This is a genomic window from Pseudomonas sp. Ant30-3, from assembly GCF_000690905.1.
Lineage (GTDB): Bacteria > Pseudomonadota > Gammaproteobacteria > Pseudomonadales > Pseudomonadaceae > Aquipseudomonas.
In genome coordinates, this window is record NZ_JMCL01000083.1 from 21396 (window position 1) to 33549 (window position 12154).

Below are 12154 nucleotides of genomic sequence, written 5' to 3' on the forward strand. Positions count from 1 at the left end.
AACTGCTGATAAACCTCGTTATTTTTAACAAGCCAAAGATGCTGACAGGCTTGGACCAAAAGGTGAGTGGTGGGTTGCTCGATTACGTACTGCGGGCACAGGGACAAGAACATCACCGGGGGAAAGGCAGGGTCTACGTTATTCATGTAACTGGTGTGGAACACGGTAAACCCATATTTCTGCCCAGAACATCGGGCAAGCGAACTGCAAGGAACGCTGATGGAGGTGTGGGTAGAGGATTGAGGAAAAAGCAAATGCCTCCCTGTAATCGGGTGGATAGGGATGAAATAACATCTCACGCGAAAGTGGGCAGACTTCCTCATGGTCTCTCTTCACAAGAGAGTTTCCAGAACCATCTAAACGGAAGGAGAGCAAATGAGTGCAGAAACACTGGCGCGTGCACCTTCTGGCGTGACGTGGGACGGCATCAATTGGGCCGATGTCCAGCGTCAGGTAAGAAGGCTGCAAGCACGTTTTGTGAAGGCAACACAGGAAAGCAGACATAACAAGGTGAAAGCCCTGCAATGGCTGCTGACTCACTCGTTTAGTGGCAAAGCGTTGGCTGTCAAACGGGTGACCGGAAATAAAGGCAAGGACACTCCCGGCGTGGACAATGTCATATGGAAAACGCCGGTGGCAAAGACCAACGCGATAGCGTCGTTGAAGCGGCGAGGTTATTCGCCACTTCCACTTCGGAGAGTGTTAATTCCGAAGAAAAACGGTAAGACAAGGCCGCTCGGTATTCCGACAATGAAATGCCGCGCCATGCAAGCGCTGTATCTGCTGGCGCTGGAACCAATTGCCGAAACCACCGCTGATCTGAACTCCTATGGGTTCAGGCCGGAGCGCTCAACCGCCGATGCAGGCGAGCAATGCTTCATCTGCCTGGCAAAGAAAACACAGGCGCAATGGGTGCTGGAGGCCGATATTCAAGGCTGTTTCGACAATATCAGCCATGACTGGATGATCGCCAACGTCCCCACGGACAAAACGATGCTAAGGAAGTGGCTCAAAGCGGGATTTGTGTATCGACACGAACTCTTCCCTACGGAATCCGGCACCCCGCAAGGGGGTATCGTCAGTCCGGTTCTGGCAAACATGACTTTGGATGGTCTGGCAGCGAAACTTGCGAAGCAATTCCCGCAAGAGAAGCAGGCAGGCTTGAGAATGTACATGATACGTTACGCGGACGACTTCATTATTACTGGCAATTCGAAAGAGTGGCTGGAGCAAGAGGTTAAGCCGGTCGTGGTTGAATTTCTGGCGGAACGCGGGTTGGTTCTATCGCCAGAAAAGACCAAAGTAACGCATATCAAGGATGGGTTTGACTTTCTCGGTTGGAACATTCGGAAGTACAACGGCAAGCTGCTGATGAAGCCGTCGAAAGCGAACGTCAAAGCACATCTTGACAAAATCCGGGAGGTTATCAAAGGCAATAAAACGGCTAAACAGGTCAATTTGATAAGGCTGCTGAATCCTATTTTACGAGGATGGGCGAATTATCACCGCCACGTAGTCTCCAAGAAAACCTTTGCTCGAATCGATCACAATATTTGGTCAATGCTATGGCAATGGGCGACAAGAAGGCATCCAAATAAAGGAGTCAAATGGGTAAGGGAGAAATACTTCCGTACTCAAGGCGCCCGAAACTGGATTTTTGCCGCTACAGAAGAAAAAGAGGATGGATCGAAAAGAGATTGCATCCTGCTGAAAGAATCAGACACACCAATACAGCGGCACATCAAGATTAAAGCCGCTGCGAACCCATACGACCCTCAATGGGAACAGTATTTCGAGTCCCGGTGGGGCAAAAAAATTCTGAGCTCGGCGAGGGGGCGCGGGAAGATGTACCGTGTCTGGCTAAGGCAAGATGGCATGTGTCCTACCTGCCAGAAACCCATCACAAAGCGAACCCCTTGGGACATTCGCCACATGGTGAAACGGACTGATGGTGGGTCAGACGCTGCAAGCAATCTCCAGATGTACCATCTCAGTTGCCGGAGAAATCAAAAGTACGCCGAATATGAGGCTGTGTAACCGGGCTTTGAAAGATGCCTTTGCAGAGGCTTGAGCCGGATGAGGGGAAACTCTCAAGTCCGGTTCTTAGGGGACGGTGGCACAGTAATGTGCTGCCGTTACCCGACTAAGCATTCGGCTTGTCAGGTTGGGGCTATAGAGGTTGACGCCAAGCGTCAGAAAATGCACAAAACGGCCCTACTCTGACGCTGCGCGAGTGATCCGCCTGACGCCCAATTGAGGTGTACTTCAGCTGGACGTTCGCGGTGAGTAATTGCATGGTCCTGACCAGCTATTTGCATGGGATTTGACCAACAAGTCTCGGGGCAATGAGCGGCAGAGAACGACCCGGGCTGTGTGAAAACGTCTTAGCCTGTCCGCCTTTTTGCTGAAGAACGCCAACAGCAACCTGAAGTACTTCAAGCTGCCGCTGAACCGCGTGATAGAGCTGGGCACGCAGGTTGAGATGTAGAAACAAACAAGGCCGCAAATGCGGCCTTGTTATTGTTCAGGGTGTTACTCGTGTGAGTGTCCGTGCTCAGCGCTCTCGGAGGTTGCGCCTTTCTCTCCGCCGCCGCATGCCGTCATCAGGCCTAGGAAGCAGATCAGGAGCATCGAACGAATCAGAGTTGTTGGGGTTTTCATGGGAAGGTTCTTCAAAAAATGTATGAAATAAATGGTCTGTGGTCAGGCTGATCACTGCGTTTTCGGCAGTAGGACAGCCATCGCTGCTTCGGACTACTGTTTGACGCTCAAGTAATCGCCAGTCGTTTTTAGTGAGATGGTCACGTCGCTGTTGCTGCGATTGCGCCAGAACCGACCGTGGGTGCCGTCAAAAAGGGCGGTGAATTCACCTTTCTCACCTTTTTCCTGCGCTATCCACCATGAAACGCAAGACCAATTCCGCCAAATGGGCCGCCGTCCTCAACGACTGGACGAAGGCCGATGCAGACGCGGCATCAAAGCTGGAATGGGGCATTTTCGATGTTGGAAGCCCTTCTAAGAAACGAAAGCCCGTTGGCCCCTTCGACTTTAACTATCTCCCTTTCGAGCTTAGGAGCATTGACGAAACGCGCATCCTAAAGGATGACGCCGCCGCTTTCGACCTGGTTCGCCAGTTGGTGGCAGAGGGTTACGACGGCGGCTACAGCCAGCGTTTGCTCTAAGCAGACGTCGGGCGTTTTGCTGTCTGGCATTTAAGACGGGACGATGGACGACGCCTGCAGTTTCACGAATCTGAACAATTATTGTGTTCCCAATTACCCAGCGAGCGCGCATGCAAGACTGCCCTCAATAAAGTTTGGCTGGGTCACCTGGACCAGCTTTCCGTTACGAAAGGGCAAAGAGGGCGTTCGGGCCCTGAACAGCGACATTACGGCCAATGGCGGCAGCGGCTTCATTCGCTGGCGGGCCAATGAAAGTCGCGAGTGGAAATTCGCGCTCAGCCCGTCCCACTTCAGCGATGGCAACAATCGTGCAAATCGATCTGGGATTGGAAGTCGGCGCCAGCCACAACTCCCTGTCTGACGACGTGCCGTTTAACCCCAAATCCGATCTCAGCGTCCTGCCGATGGTCAGCGTCAATCACATGCTCTACCAGCGCTATGAAACCCGATGGAGTCAGCAGTTCCAGGTCGACGCGGGTAGTTACACCCAGCAACGTCATTCCACCGGCGCCATGGGTCTGTTGGGCTACGGCCAGCGTTTCAGCTGGAACGATGTGTTGGAGGTCGGCGGCATGTTAACCGCGATCAACCGGCCATCTGACGGAGAGCGGGAAACCGATCTGCGCCTGATGGTCGATCTTACTTTCCGCTTCTAGAGGAGTTTGAAAATGGCCTTGATATCGCGTTTCTTCCTCCTGCTGGGAGCGCTGTTGATCAGCGCTTGTGCCCAGCAAGCCCCGCCCTTCGTGCCGCCCTCCGAACGTCCGGTGGTGGAAAGCGAAACTCCGTGGCCGAAAAACAATGTACTCGGCATCGTCTATCACGATGTCGATGACAAAGACCCCGACCAGGCGATGGTGGCCGTGCGCACCTTACGCTTGATCGAGCAATTGGCCTGGTTACGGGAGAACGGCTACCAGCCGGTCTCCATCGACCAGGTCCTGGCAGCACGCAAAGGTGGCCCCGATCTGCCGCCCAAAGCGGTCATGCTCAGTTTCGACGACGGTTATGCAAGCTTCTATACCCGGGTGATGCCGGTGCTGCGTGCCTATAAATGGCCTGCCGTGCTGGCACCGGTCGGAACCTGGCTCGACACACCGCCGAATCAACCGGTGGATTTCGCTGCCGCGACGCCGCGCAAGCGCTCGGACATCCTGACCTGGGATCAGGTACGGGAGATTTCCCAGTCCGGACTGGTGGAAATCGCTGCGCACACCGATGCCCACCACAAAGGTATCCTGGCTAACCCCCAGGGCAACCTGCAGCCCGCCGCCACAACCCGGCGTTACGACCCCGTCGCCAAACGCTATGAAACCGAAACCGAGTTCCAGGCCCGTCAGCGTGCCGACGTGGTGGCGATTTCGGACAAAATCTACAAGGTCACGGGTAAAAAGCCGCGGGTCTGGGTCTGGCCATATGGCGCGACGGATGGCAGCACGCTGCAAATCGTCAATGATCAGGGCTATCAAATGGCCTTGACCCTCGAAGACGGGCTCGACACCCTCGATAACCTGATGAGCAGCCCGCGTTACCTTGTTTCCGCCGACCCGAACGGCCCGCGCTTCGCCAACAGCGTCGTCTCGGTGCAGGAGAAAAATGCGATGCGCGTCGTGCACGTCGACCTGGATAACGTCTACGACCCGGACCCGGCCCAGCAGGAAAGAAACCTGGGTAAGCTGATCCAGCGTATATACGACTTGGGCGCCAATACCGTGTTCCTGCAAGCCTTCGCCGATCCCAAGGGTGATGGCCTGGTGCGTTCGCTGTACTTCCCTAACCGTCACCTGCCGATGAGTGCCGACATTTTTGACCGCGTGGCCTGGCAGTTGCGCACTCGGGCCCATGTCAAAGTCTACGCCTGGATGCCAGTGCTGAGCTTTGCCCTGGATTCGAAGCTGCCGCGAGTGACGCGCTGGGACCCGGAAACCGGCAAGGCATCGGTCGATCCGGGCCAGTACATACGCTTGTCGCCCTACGATCCGAACGTACGGCGCATCATTGGTGAAATCTACGAAGACCTGGCGCGCATGTCGTCGGTCAGCGGCGTCCTGTTTCACGATGACGCAATCATGTCGGACTTCGAAGATGCAGGCCCCGATGCTCTCAAAGTCTATGCCGCCAATGGTCTGCCCGGCTCGATTGCCGCGCTGCGCGCCGATCCTGCCGTGATGCAGCGCTGGACGCGTTTCAAAAGCCGCTACCTGATCGATTTCACCAAGGAGTTGACGGCCAAGGTCCGCGCCATTCGTGGCCCGCAAGTGAATACGGCGCGCAACATTTTCGCCGAGCCGATACTCAATCCCGACAGTGAGGCCTGGTACGCGCAGAACCTTGATGACTTCCTCGTCACTTACGACTGGACGGCGCCGATGGCCATGCCGTTGATGGAAAAACAGTCTTATAAACAGTCCCATGCCTGGCTCGAGAAACTGGTCGCCACGGTCAAGGCTCGTCCCGGTGCGCTTGATCGCACCGTGTTCGAATTGCAGGCACGGGACTGGACGAAACAGGAAGATGCCGACATCGACGGCGAAACACTGGCCCAGTGGATGAGAGTGCTCCAGCGTCAGGGCGTGACCAGTTTTGGTTACTACCCCGACAACTTCCTCGACAATCTGCCGGAGCTGAAAGCCGTAAGGCCCGCGCTCTCCAACAAGTGGAATCCATAACATGCTGGATAGACTTCTGGCTCTACTCGTCTGGCGATCGTCCTGGGGATTCCCCTCGGGCTGCTCTTTCTACTCACTGGCCAGTTCCTGATGGACACCCAACACCAGCACCACGTCGGCCTTGGCCGAAGTCGGAGTTGATGTCGTCCATCTCGAACACCTGGTCGTAAGGCACTTCGGGCTTGGCCAGCAACACGTTCATATGGCCTGGCATACGGCCGGCAACCGGGTGGATCGCGTACTTCACGGTCACGCCGCGATGGGTCAGCTTTTCGGTCAGCTCTTTCAGCGCGTGCTGCGCCCGGGCGACCGGCAGGCCGTAGCCCGGAACGATGATCACGGTATCGGCGTTAGTCAGCAGGAAGGTCGCGTCGTCGGCCGAACCGGATTTCACCGGTGGGCTTCCTTAGCGCCCGCCGGACCTGCATCGGCAGTATTGCCGAAACCGCCGAGCAGTACGTTGAAGAACGAGTGGTTCATCGCCTTACACATGATGTACGACAGGATCGCACCGGACGAGCCCACGAGGGAGCGGGCAATGATCAGCATCGAGTTGTTCAGCGAGAAGCCAATCCCCGCTGCTGCCCAACCGGAGTAGCCTGTTTAGCATCGACACCACCACCGGCATGTCCGCGCCGCCGTTCGGGATGATGATCAGCACACCGAGCACGAAGGCCAGGGCCAGCATCAGGGCGAAAGCGCCGAGATTGCCGGTCAGCACAAAGGTGAGCCCGAGCCCCAGCGTCGCCAGGCCCAGCAGCAGGTTGAGCTTGTGCTGGCCAGTGAACTGTACCGGAGCGCCCTGGAACAGGCGGAACTTGTACTTGCCCGAGAGCTTGCCGAAGGCGATCACCGAACCGAGAAGGTAATTGCACCGATGGCCGCGCCGAGGAATAGCTCCAGACGGTTACCGGCAGGAATCGCATCACCCAGTTGCTTGACGATGCCCAGCGATTGCGGCTCGACGACAGCAGCAATGGCGATGAACACGGCGGCCATACCGATCATGCTGTGCATGAAGGCGACCAGTTCCGGCATCTTGGTCATTTCAACGCGCTTGGCCATGATCGAGCCGGCCATACCGCCGACCAGCAGGCCGACGATGACGTAACCGATGTCAGCGGTGTTGCTCAGGATGGGGGTTTTCTTGTCAGCGGTGCGCTGAACAGCCAGATTCCTACACCGAGCCCACCTTGTTTGTTCGTTGAGAAAGGTTGAAACAGCTGTTGTTTCTGTTTTAGCGTTATACCGTTGCCGGTGTCATGGAGCGTGATGTGCAGCTTACCGGAGCGCACGTCTGACTCCAGACCAATATAAAGCCGCCCCCCGTTTGGCATCGCCTCCAGTGCGTTGGAAAAAAGGCTATTGAGCACTTGTGAGAGCAGCACGCGCTGACTGACCACTGATGGGACAGCCATCGCCGCGAATTCGACAATAACGTTTGATTGACGGATTTGTGGCTCAAACGCATGCAGAGTTCCGAGTATCGCGTCTAGCGGATCCACTTCTTCGATTGAGCCGATCGAAGGGCTCGATGCCAGCAACAAGTCCCTTACCCACTTCGACATCCGATCAACCTGGCCAATGATATCGGTGATGCTCTTTTGTACCGGAGGGGGGGCCATGGCCTGCGCCAATTCGGCGCTGGTACGGATCGTGGCCAGCGGGTTGCGCAGGCTATGAGCTACGGCGGCAGACATTTCGCCCAGTGCTACGAAGGTTTCGTTTTCGATGATCTGTTTATGCTGTGAAACTAGCAGGCTCGCGGCACGGCGAACAATTAAGTAAAGCGTCAAGTAGATCAACGCGCCGCCAAAGGATGTTGCGAGCCACATCAGAATGTAGCCACGCTGAGTCCTGGCGATCAAATCCGAGGGTTCCTTGTAAATCTCTATGAGCGCAACGACTCTGCCCGCCGAGTTCAGCATCGGGATGTAGTTCTCGATGAACAGGCCCTTTGGCGCACGAAGGAACTGTTGTTCCTCGCGGTCACCCTGAAGCTCGTGGTAAGTGGCGAAGACTCTTTCCTTGGTTGCGAACGACTCTTCGAGCTCGTCATCGTCCGAAAACGTCTGACCGACCAGCGCGGGGTTGCTCGACCAGATGACCACATCGTCTGGCGCGTAAATACTGATCAACAACGAGTCGGGCTGGCGGGCAATGTGGTTAATGTGTTCGAGAAACTCTTTACGCGCATTTTGACGGTCGGTCTGTTCATCGAAGGAGAAGCTCGCATCCTCACGCGGATCGAGCAGCTCTCCCATTTGAACGTCAGGTAGGTTGTGGCGGGCCACTTCCGTCGATGCCAGCGCCTGGATGAACTGAGCCGTCAGTACGGCATCGCGCTGAATACTTTCATTGACGACAAATCGCGTAGCAACAAACCCTAAGCCAAGTGCAACGACGGTGATGATGAGAATGCTCACGAGCGAGAACCAGCGCAGCAGATCGAACTGCACGGTGTTCGCCGTCACATCCTTTCCTGAGAAAAATCTACCTAAACCGAATGCAAAATTCATCACGAATCCCTGTCTTGTGATAACGGTTTATAGCGCATTCCGGCGACGCGCCCATATGATCAATCGCACTTAGCCATCATTCATGGTGATTTTTAACCATCTACGGTCGGCGTCAAATGGTTGAGTGCGCATGCAGCTTTAGAACTAAAAAAGCAAGGCCGCAATCGCAGCCTTGTTTTTCCAGAGTGTTTACTCGTGTGAATGGCCGTGATCAGCGCTCTCGGAGGTAGCGCCTTTCTCACCACCACCGCATGCCGTCATCAGGCCGAGGAAGCAGATCAGGAGCATCGAGCGAAGCAGAGTCGTTGGGGCTTTCATGGAATGGCTCTTCAAAATGGATGAAATAAAGGGGGCAGGGTCAGGCTGAACCCTGTGTCTTCGGCAGGAGTACAGCCATCGTGATTTCGGACTACTGTTTGACGCTCAAATAATCGCCGGTCGTTTTCAGTGCGATGGTCACGTCGTTATTACTGCGATTGCGCCAAAACCAGCCGTGGGTGCCGTCAAAAATAGCGGTGAATTCACCTTTATCACTTTTGACCTGCTTGCCCTTGTTGTAGCTGTGGAAGTAACCCTTTTCACCGTTGTACGGCTCGCCATGCGTGTCGTAGTTCACAGGCCCACCCGCCGCTGTCCATTCATAGCTGACGGTCTTGTTCTTCAGCACTTCCAGTTTGATCTCTGTCCCTTCACCTGGCTTGAGCGTGACGGTCATTTGGTTTGTCTTCAAAGCAGGGGCAGGTGTTGCCACTGGTTGAGCAACAGGTTTCGCAATAGGTTGGACTTGTGCAACCTGCGGCGGAGCTGGAGCTGGAGCTGGAGTTGGAGCTGCTGGTTGAGGTGGCGCAGTATCTGCCAAAGCTTCCTGGGCGAGGATGATCTTCAGTTCGCCCATTTGGGTCAGGCCTAATGCGCGGCCCACACCCGTAGGATCAACGGCGTATTCCGAAGGCATAACCACAGTCACCAGCAAGCCGACCGCAGTCAGCAGGGCAATGACAGTCGAACGCACCAGTTTGCGAGTGCTAGGCAATTCATTAACAGTTGGAAGCGGAGTATTGAACATGGTCAGAATTCCTTACGCAGAGATAAACAGGCCGGTGATCTGGTAACCCATCAACAGGAAACCGGCACTCATCATGGCGACATTGGCGGTATAGGCGTGGCGCCAGAAACTGCCGGTGCGCCGCCAGTACCCCATCAGAATGAGAATCGCGCTGAGGGCCAGCAATTGGCCGATCTCGACGCCGACGTTGAAGGCGATCAGGTTGGGAATCAGACCATCAGATGAGATCTCGTATTCCTGGATCTTGGTGGCCAGACCGAATCCATGAAGCAGGCCAAAGATCAGCGTGGCCACCTTGGTATTGGGTTGAAAACCAAACCAGCGCTGGAACGCGCCCAAGTTGTCGAGCGCCTTGTACACCACCGAAAAACCAATGATGGCATCGATAATGTAGGAGCTGATGCTGACTTCCGTGAGAACGCCGAGTAGCAGCGTGACCGAATGCCCCACAGCGAACAACGTGACGTAGAGTCCTACATCCTTCAGACGGTAGAGGAAGAAGATCACTCCGAAGAGGAACAGCAGGTGGTCGTAGCCCGTCATCATGTGCTTGGCGCCCATGTAGATGAAGGGCAGCAACATGACGCCAGAGCTTTCCTGGATGAAGCCTTTATCACCTTCCGCCACGGCGTGAGCCAGCGCCTCGGGCATGCCGAGAAAGAGTGAGGCGATAAGTATAAACAGCAGCAGTAGCGGGCGATGCGAGGGCGCAGTGAATACGCCAACGCCGCTCAGAGAGTGCGAATGCATAGATCAAATCCTACGTTGCAGGGATCAAAGGCCGCAGCGCGGCCATGGTCAGGAGGTGAACGAAGGACGGGGTGGACGCTTGATCAAGAATATCGGAGGACGAGGAACCGCATGTTGCGGGGCATCAACCCGGATTGAAAGTTTGGGTTGTGCGGCCAAACTCAACAGGGTGGTGAGTTGCGGCGTTTCGTGCTGATGGTCAGGAGTCAGCGGCGAATGATAGTGATCTGAACAGCTTGCGCAGGAACGTGACGCCTCTTCCTCGCCGTGGGAGTGATCGGCGGCTTGCGTACCCTCCCACGCGGGCTGTTTGGTGACCACTGACAACGTATAGGTATGCCCGGCCCAGGCCGTCAAAAAGGCGAGAGCAAGCGCGAATACCACCGTCGTTGTCAGGGATCTGCTGAACATCGTGACCGTCTTTTGGCTCTTTTTTTGCCAAAACTATGCGTTTGACCTAACCCCCCTAGGGGGATACGATGCCCAGCTTAATTCATTGAGACCTGAGGCTCAAGTCATGAATGGGCACAAACACGAACACAACCACCCGCATACTCATGAAAGTCACGAGGCGATCATCAAGCGTCTCAAGCGTGCGGACGGCCATTTACGCGGCATCATCACCATGATCGAAGAGGGTCGGCAGTGCGTGGACATCGCCCAACAGCTGCATGCGGTCGAAAAAGCCGTGTGCCAAGCCAAGCGCACGCTCATTCAGGATCACATCGATCACTGCCTGGAGGACACCGTCTCGGCCTTGAACAATGGCGAGCGCGCACCTCTGGAAGCGTTTAAACAAATCACCAAGTACCTCTAGGTCTGACATGCCCAATTTTGCTGAACTCTTGCAACAGGGTGGGTCTCAAGCCTGGTTGTACTTTCCAAGCGCCATTTTGCTCGGTGCGTTGCATGGGCTGGAACCTGGCCATTCAAAAACCATGATGGCAGCCTTCATCGTGGCGATTCGTGGCTCGGTGAAACAGGCTGTTCTGTTGGGCTTGGCAGCAACAATTTCTCACACCTTGGTGGTGTGGTTGGTCGCTATCGGCGGCATGTACCTGGGTCAAGGTCTGGACGCGCAAACCACTGAGCCGTACTTCCAGCTCGTATCCTCCGCACTGATCATCGTGATTGCGCTGTGGATGTTGTGGCGTACCTGGCGCGGTGAGCAGATGTTCAAGTTCGAGCAAGGTGATAATCACCATCATGGCGAACATGACCATGGTCATCATGATGAAACCCACCGAATCGATACCGGCCATGGGCGTGTCGAACTGTCGATCTTTGAAGACGGTATGCCACCGCATTGGCGGCTGAAGACATTGACCGGTCACGCCTGGACTGCTTCAGATGTTCGTCTGGCGACTACTCGTCCAGACGGCAGCACTCAATCGTTCTCTTTCGTCGAACGCGAAGGCTTCCTGGAGTCGGCAGCCGATATCCCGGAGCCGCATGAGTTCAGTGCTCGCTTGAGTCTTGGGCATGCGGGCCACTCTCATGATTACGATCTGGATTACCAGGAGCATGATCACGGGCACGCGCATTCCGAGCTGGAAGGTTTGGAACTGTCGATTGAGGGTTATCAGGATGCGCATGAGCGTGCGCATGCCAACGACATTCGTAAGCGCTTCACCAGCAGAGACGTCACTACGGGTCAGATCATCGTGTTCGGTTTGACCGGCGGCCTGATTCCTTGCCCTGCCGCCATTACCGTGCTGCTGCTCTGCCTTCAGGTTAAAGAAGTCGCATTGGGTGGCATGCTCGTCCTGTGCTTCAGCATTGGCTTGGCGATCACCTTGGTTACCGTCGGTGCCGCGGCGGCCATCGGTGCTAGGCAAGCTTCCAACCGCTGGCCTTGGCTGGGCGCTGTTGTCCGCCGCGCACCTTACCTGTCCAGCGTGCTGATCATCGCTGTTGGTGTCTACGTGGGCATCCATGGTTGGATCGGCTTGAACGCATAAGGCGATG

General features: G+C 55.6%; 10 protein-coding genes and 4 pseudogenes. 7 read left to right on the forward strand and 7 right to left on the reverse strand.

Translation table 11 applies throughout. The features are described 5' to 3' along the window. The first annotated feature begins 375 nt into the window (after nucleotides 1-375). Together ltrA and DU29_RS1000000133370 are read left to right on the forward strand one after the other, a co-directional pair. Nucleotides 376-2037 (forward strand): group II intron reverse transcriptase/maturase, encoded by a 1662-nt coding sequence (gene ltrA / locus DU29_RS0120200; RefSeq protein WP_028623318.1) that lies wholly within the window; start codon nucleotides 376-378, stop codon nucleotides 2035-2037. A 343-nt stretch (nucleotides 2038-2380) separates the two neighbouring features. Beyond that, nucleotides 2381-2488, forward strand: a pseudogene (locus DU29_RS1000000133370) (KUP/HAK/KT family potassium transporter); the annotation flags it as partial. A 266-nt stretch (nucleotides 2489-2754) separates the two neighbouring features. On the opposite strand, the pseudogene DU29_RS1000000133375 reads toward DU29_RS1000000133370, so the two are convergent. After that, nucleotides 2755-2889 (reverse strand): annotated as a pseudogene (locus tag DU29_RS1000000133375) (transmembrane anchor protein); the annotation flags it as partial. A gap of 11 nt (nucleotides 2890-2900) precedes the next feature. On the opposite strand from DU29_RS1000000133375, the gene DU29_RS0120210 reads away from it, so the two are divergent. The 3 genes and pseudogenes from DU29_RS0120210 to pgaB all read left to right on the forward strand — a co-directional run bounded on the left by DU29_RS0120210 (nucleotide 2901) and on the right by pgaB (nucleotide 5851). After that, a complete protein-coding gene (locus DU29_RS0120210) occupies nucleotides 2901-3182 on the forward strand; it encodes a hypothetical protein (protein WP_028623319.1) in 282 nt (93 codons plus the stop codon). A gap of 184 nt (nucleotides 3183-3366) precedes the next feature. Further along, a pseudogene (locus DU29_RS0120215) lies at nucleotides 3367-3838 on the forward strand (poly-beta-1,6 N-acetyl-D-glucosamine export porin PgaA); the annotation flags it as partial. 12 nt (nucleotides 3839-3850) lie between these two features. Further along, nucleotides 3851-5851, forward strand: coding sequence for a poly-beta-1,6-N-acetyl-D-glucosamine N-deacetylase PgaB (gene pgaB, locus DU29_RS0120220; protein WP_028623321.1), 2001 nt, complete (start codon nucleotides 3851-3853; stop codon nucleotides 5849-5851). A gap of 90 nt (nucleotides 5852-5941) precedes the next feature. On the opposite strand, the pseudogene DU29_RS1000000132500 reads toward pgaB, so the two are convergent. The 6 genes and pseudogenes from DU29_RS1000000132500 to DU29_RS1000000131690 all read right to left on the reverse strand — a co-directional run. Further along, nucleotides 5942-6964, reverse strand: a pseudogene (locus tag DU29_RS1000000132500) (NAD(P)(+) transhydrogenase (Re/Si-specific) subunit beta); the annotation flags it as partial. 17 nt (nucleotides 6965-6981) lie between these two features. After that, nucleotides 6982-8370, reverse strand: a complete 1389-nt coding sequence (locus DU29_RS1000000131685; RefSeq protein WP_152635570.1) for a sensor histidine kinase — start codon at nucleotides 8368-8370, stop codon at nucleotides 6982-6984. A 189-nt stretch (nucleotides 8371-8559) separates the two neighbouring features. Next, the gene (locus tag DU29_RS1000000133545) at nucleotides 8560-8688 is read right to left on the reverse strand and encodes a hypothetical protein (protein ID WP_268871198.1); all 129 of its coding nucleotides are present in this window, start codon (nucleotides 8686-8688) and stop codon (nucleotides 8560-8562) included. Between the two features lie 91 nt (nucleotides 8689-8779). Next, nucleotides 8780-9436 carry a hypothetical protein gene (locus DU29_RS0120250; RefSeq protein ID WP_028623325.1) on the reverse strand — a complete coding sequence of 219 codons (657 nt, stop codon included), beginning with the start codon at nucleotides 9434-9436 and terminating at the stop codon, nucleotides 8780-8782. Between the two features lie 12 nt (nucleotides 9437-9448). Further along, nucleotides 9449-10186: a HupE/UreJ family protein gene (locus DU29_RS0120255; RefSeq protein ID WP_028623326.1), complete on the reverse strand. Its 738-nt coding sequence runs from the start codon at nucleotides 10184-10186 to the stop codon at nucleotides 9449-9451. Nucleotides 10187-10234: 48 nt separating this feature from the next. Next, on the reverse strand, nucleotides 10235-10597 hold the full coding sequence (locus tag DU29_RS1000000131690; RefSeq protein WP_081832520.1) for a hypothetical protein: 363 nt from the start codon (nucleotides 10595-10597) through the stop codon (nucleotides 10235-10237). 106 nt (nucleotides 10598-10703) lie between these two features. Here DU29_RS1000000131690 and DU29_RS0120260 point away from each other — a divergent pair, with 106 nt between their 5' ends. Together DU29_RS0120260 and DU29_RS0120265 are read left to right on the forward strand one after the other, a co-directional pair. Further along, a complete protein-coding gene (locus DU29_RS0120260) occupies nucleotides 10704-11003 on the forward strand; it encodes a metal-sensing transcriptional repressor (RefSeq protein WP_028623327.1) in 300 nt (99 codons plus the stop codon). Nucleotides 11004-11010: 7 nt separating this feature from the next. Continuing rightward, nucleotides 11011-12147, forward strand: coding sequence for a nickel/cobalt efflux protein RcnA (locus tag DU29_RS0120265; RefSeq protein WP_028623328.1), 1137 nt, complete (start codon nucleotides 11011-11013; stop codon nucleotides 12145-12147). Nucleotides 12148-12154 lie beyond the last annotated feature (7 nt).

Excerpts from the sequence above, each read along its gene's own strand:
- DU29_RS1000000133545 (WP_268871198.1), bottom strand. The coding sequence starts at position 8,688 with ATGAAAGCCCCAACGACTCTGCTTCGCTCGATGCTCCTGATCTGCTTC.
- DU29_RS0120210 (WP_028623319.1), top strand. The coding sequence starts at position 2,901 with ATGAAACGCAAGACCAATTCCGCCAAATGGGCCGCCGTCCTCAACGAC.
- DU29_RS1000000131690 (WP_081832520.1), bottom strand. The coding sequence starts at position 10,597 with ATGTTCAGCAGATCCCTGACAACGACGGTGGTATTCGCGCTTGCTCTC.
- pgaB (WP_028623321.1), top strand. The coding sequence starts at position 3,851 with ATGGCCTTGATATCGCGTTTCTTCCTCCTGCTGGGAGCGCTGTTGATC.
- DU29_RS0120255 (WP_028623326.1), bottom strand. The coding sequence starts at position 10,186 with ATGCATTCGCACTCTCTGAGCGGCGTTGGCGTATTCACTGCGCCCTCG.
- DU29_RS0120250 (WP_028623325.1), bottom strand. The coding sequence starts at position 9,436 with ATGTTCAATACTCCGCTTCCAACTGTTAATGAATTGCCTAGCACTCGC.
- DU29_RS1000000131685 (WP_152635570.1), bottom strand. The coding sequence starts at position 8,370 with ATGAATTTTGCATTCGGTTTAGGTAGATTTTTCTCAGGAAAGGATGTG.
- ltrA (WP_028623318.1), top strand. The coding sequence starts at position 376 with ATGAGTGCAGAAACACTGGCGCGTGCACCTTCTGGCGTGACGTGGGAC.
- DU29_RS0120260 (WP_028623327.1), top strand. The coding sequence starts at position 10,704 with ATGAATGGGCACAAACACGAACACAACCACCCGCATACTCATGAAAGT.
- DU29_RS0120265 (WP_028623328.1), top strand. The coding sequence starts at position 11,011 with ATGCCCAATTTTGCTGAACTCTTGCAACAGGGTGGGTCTCAAGCCTGG.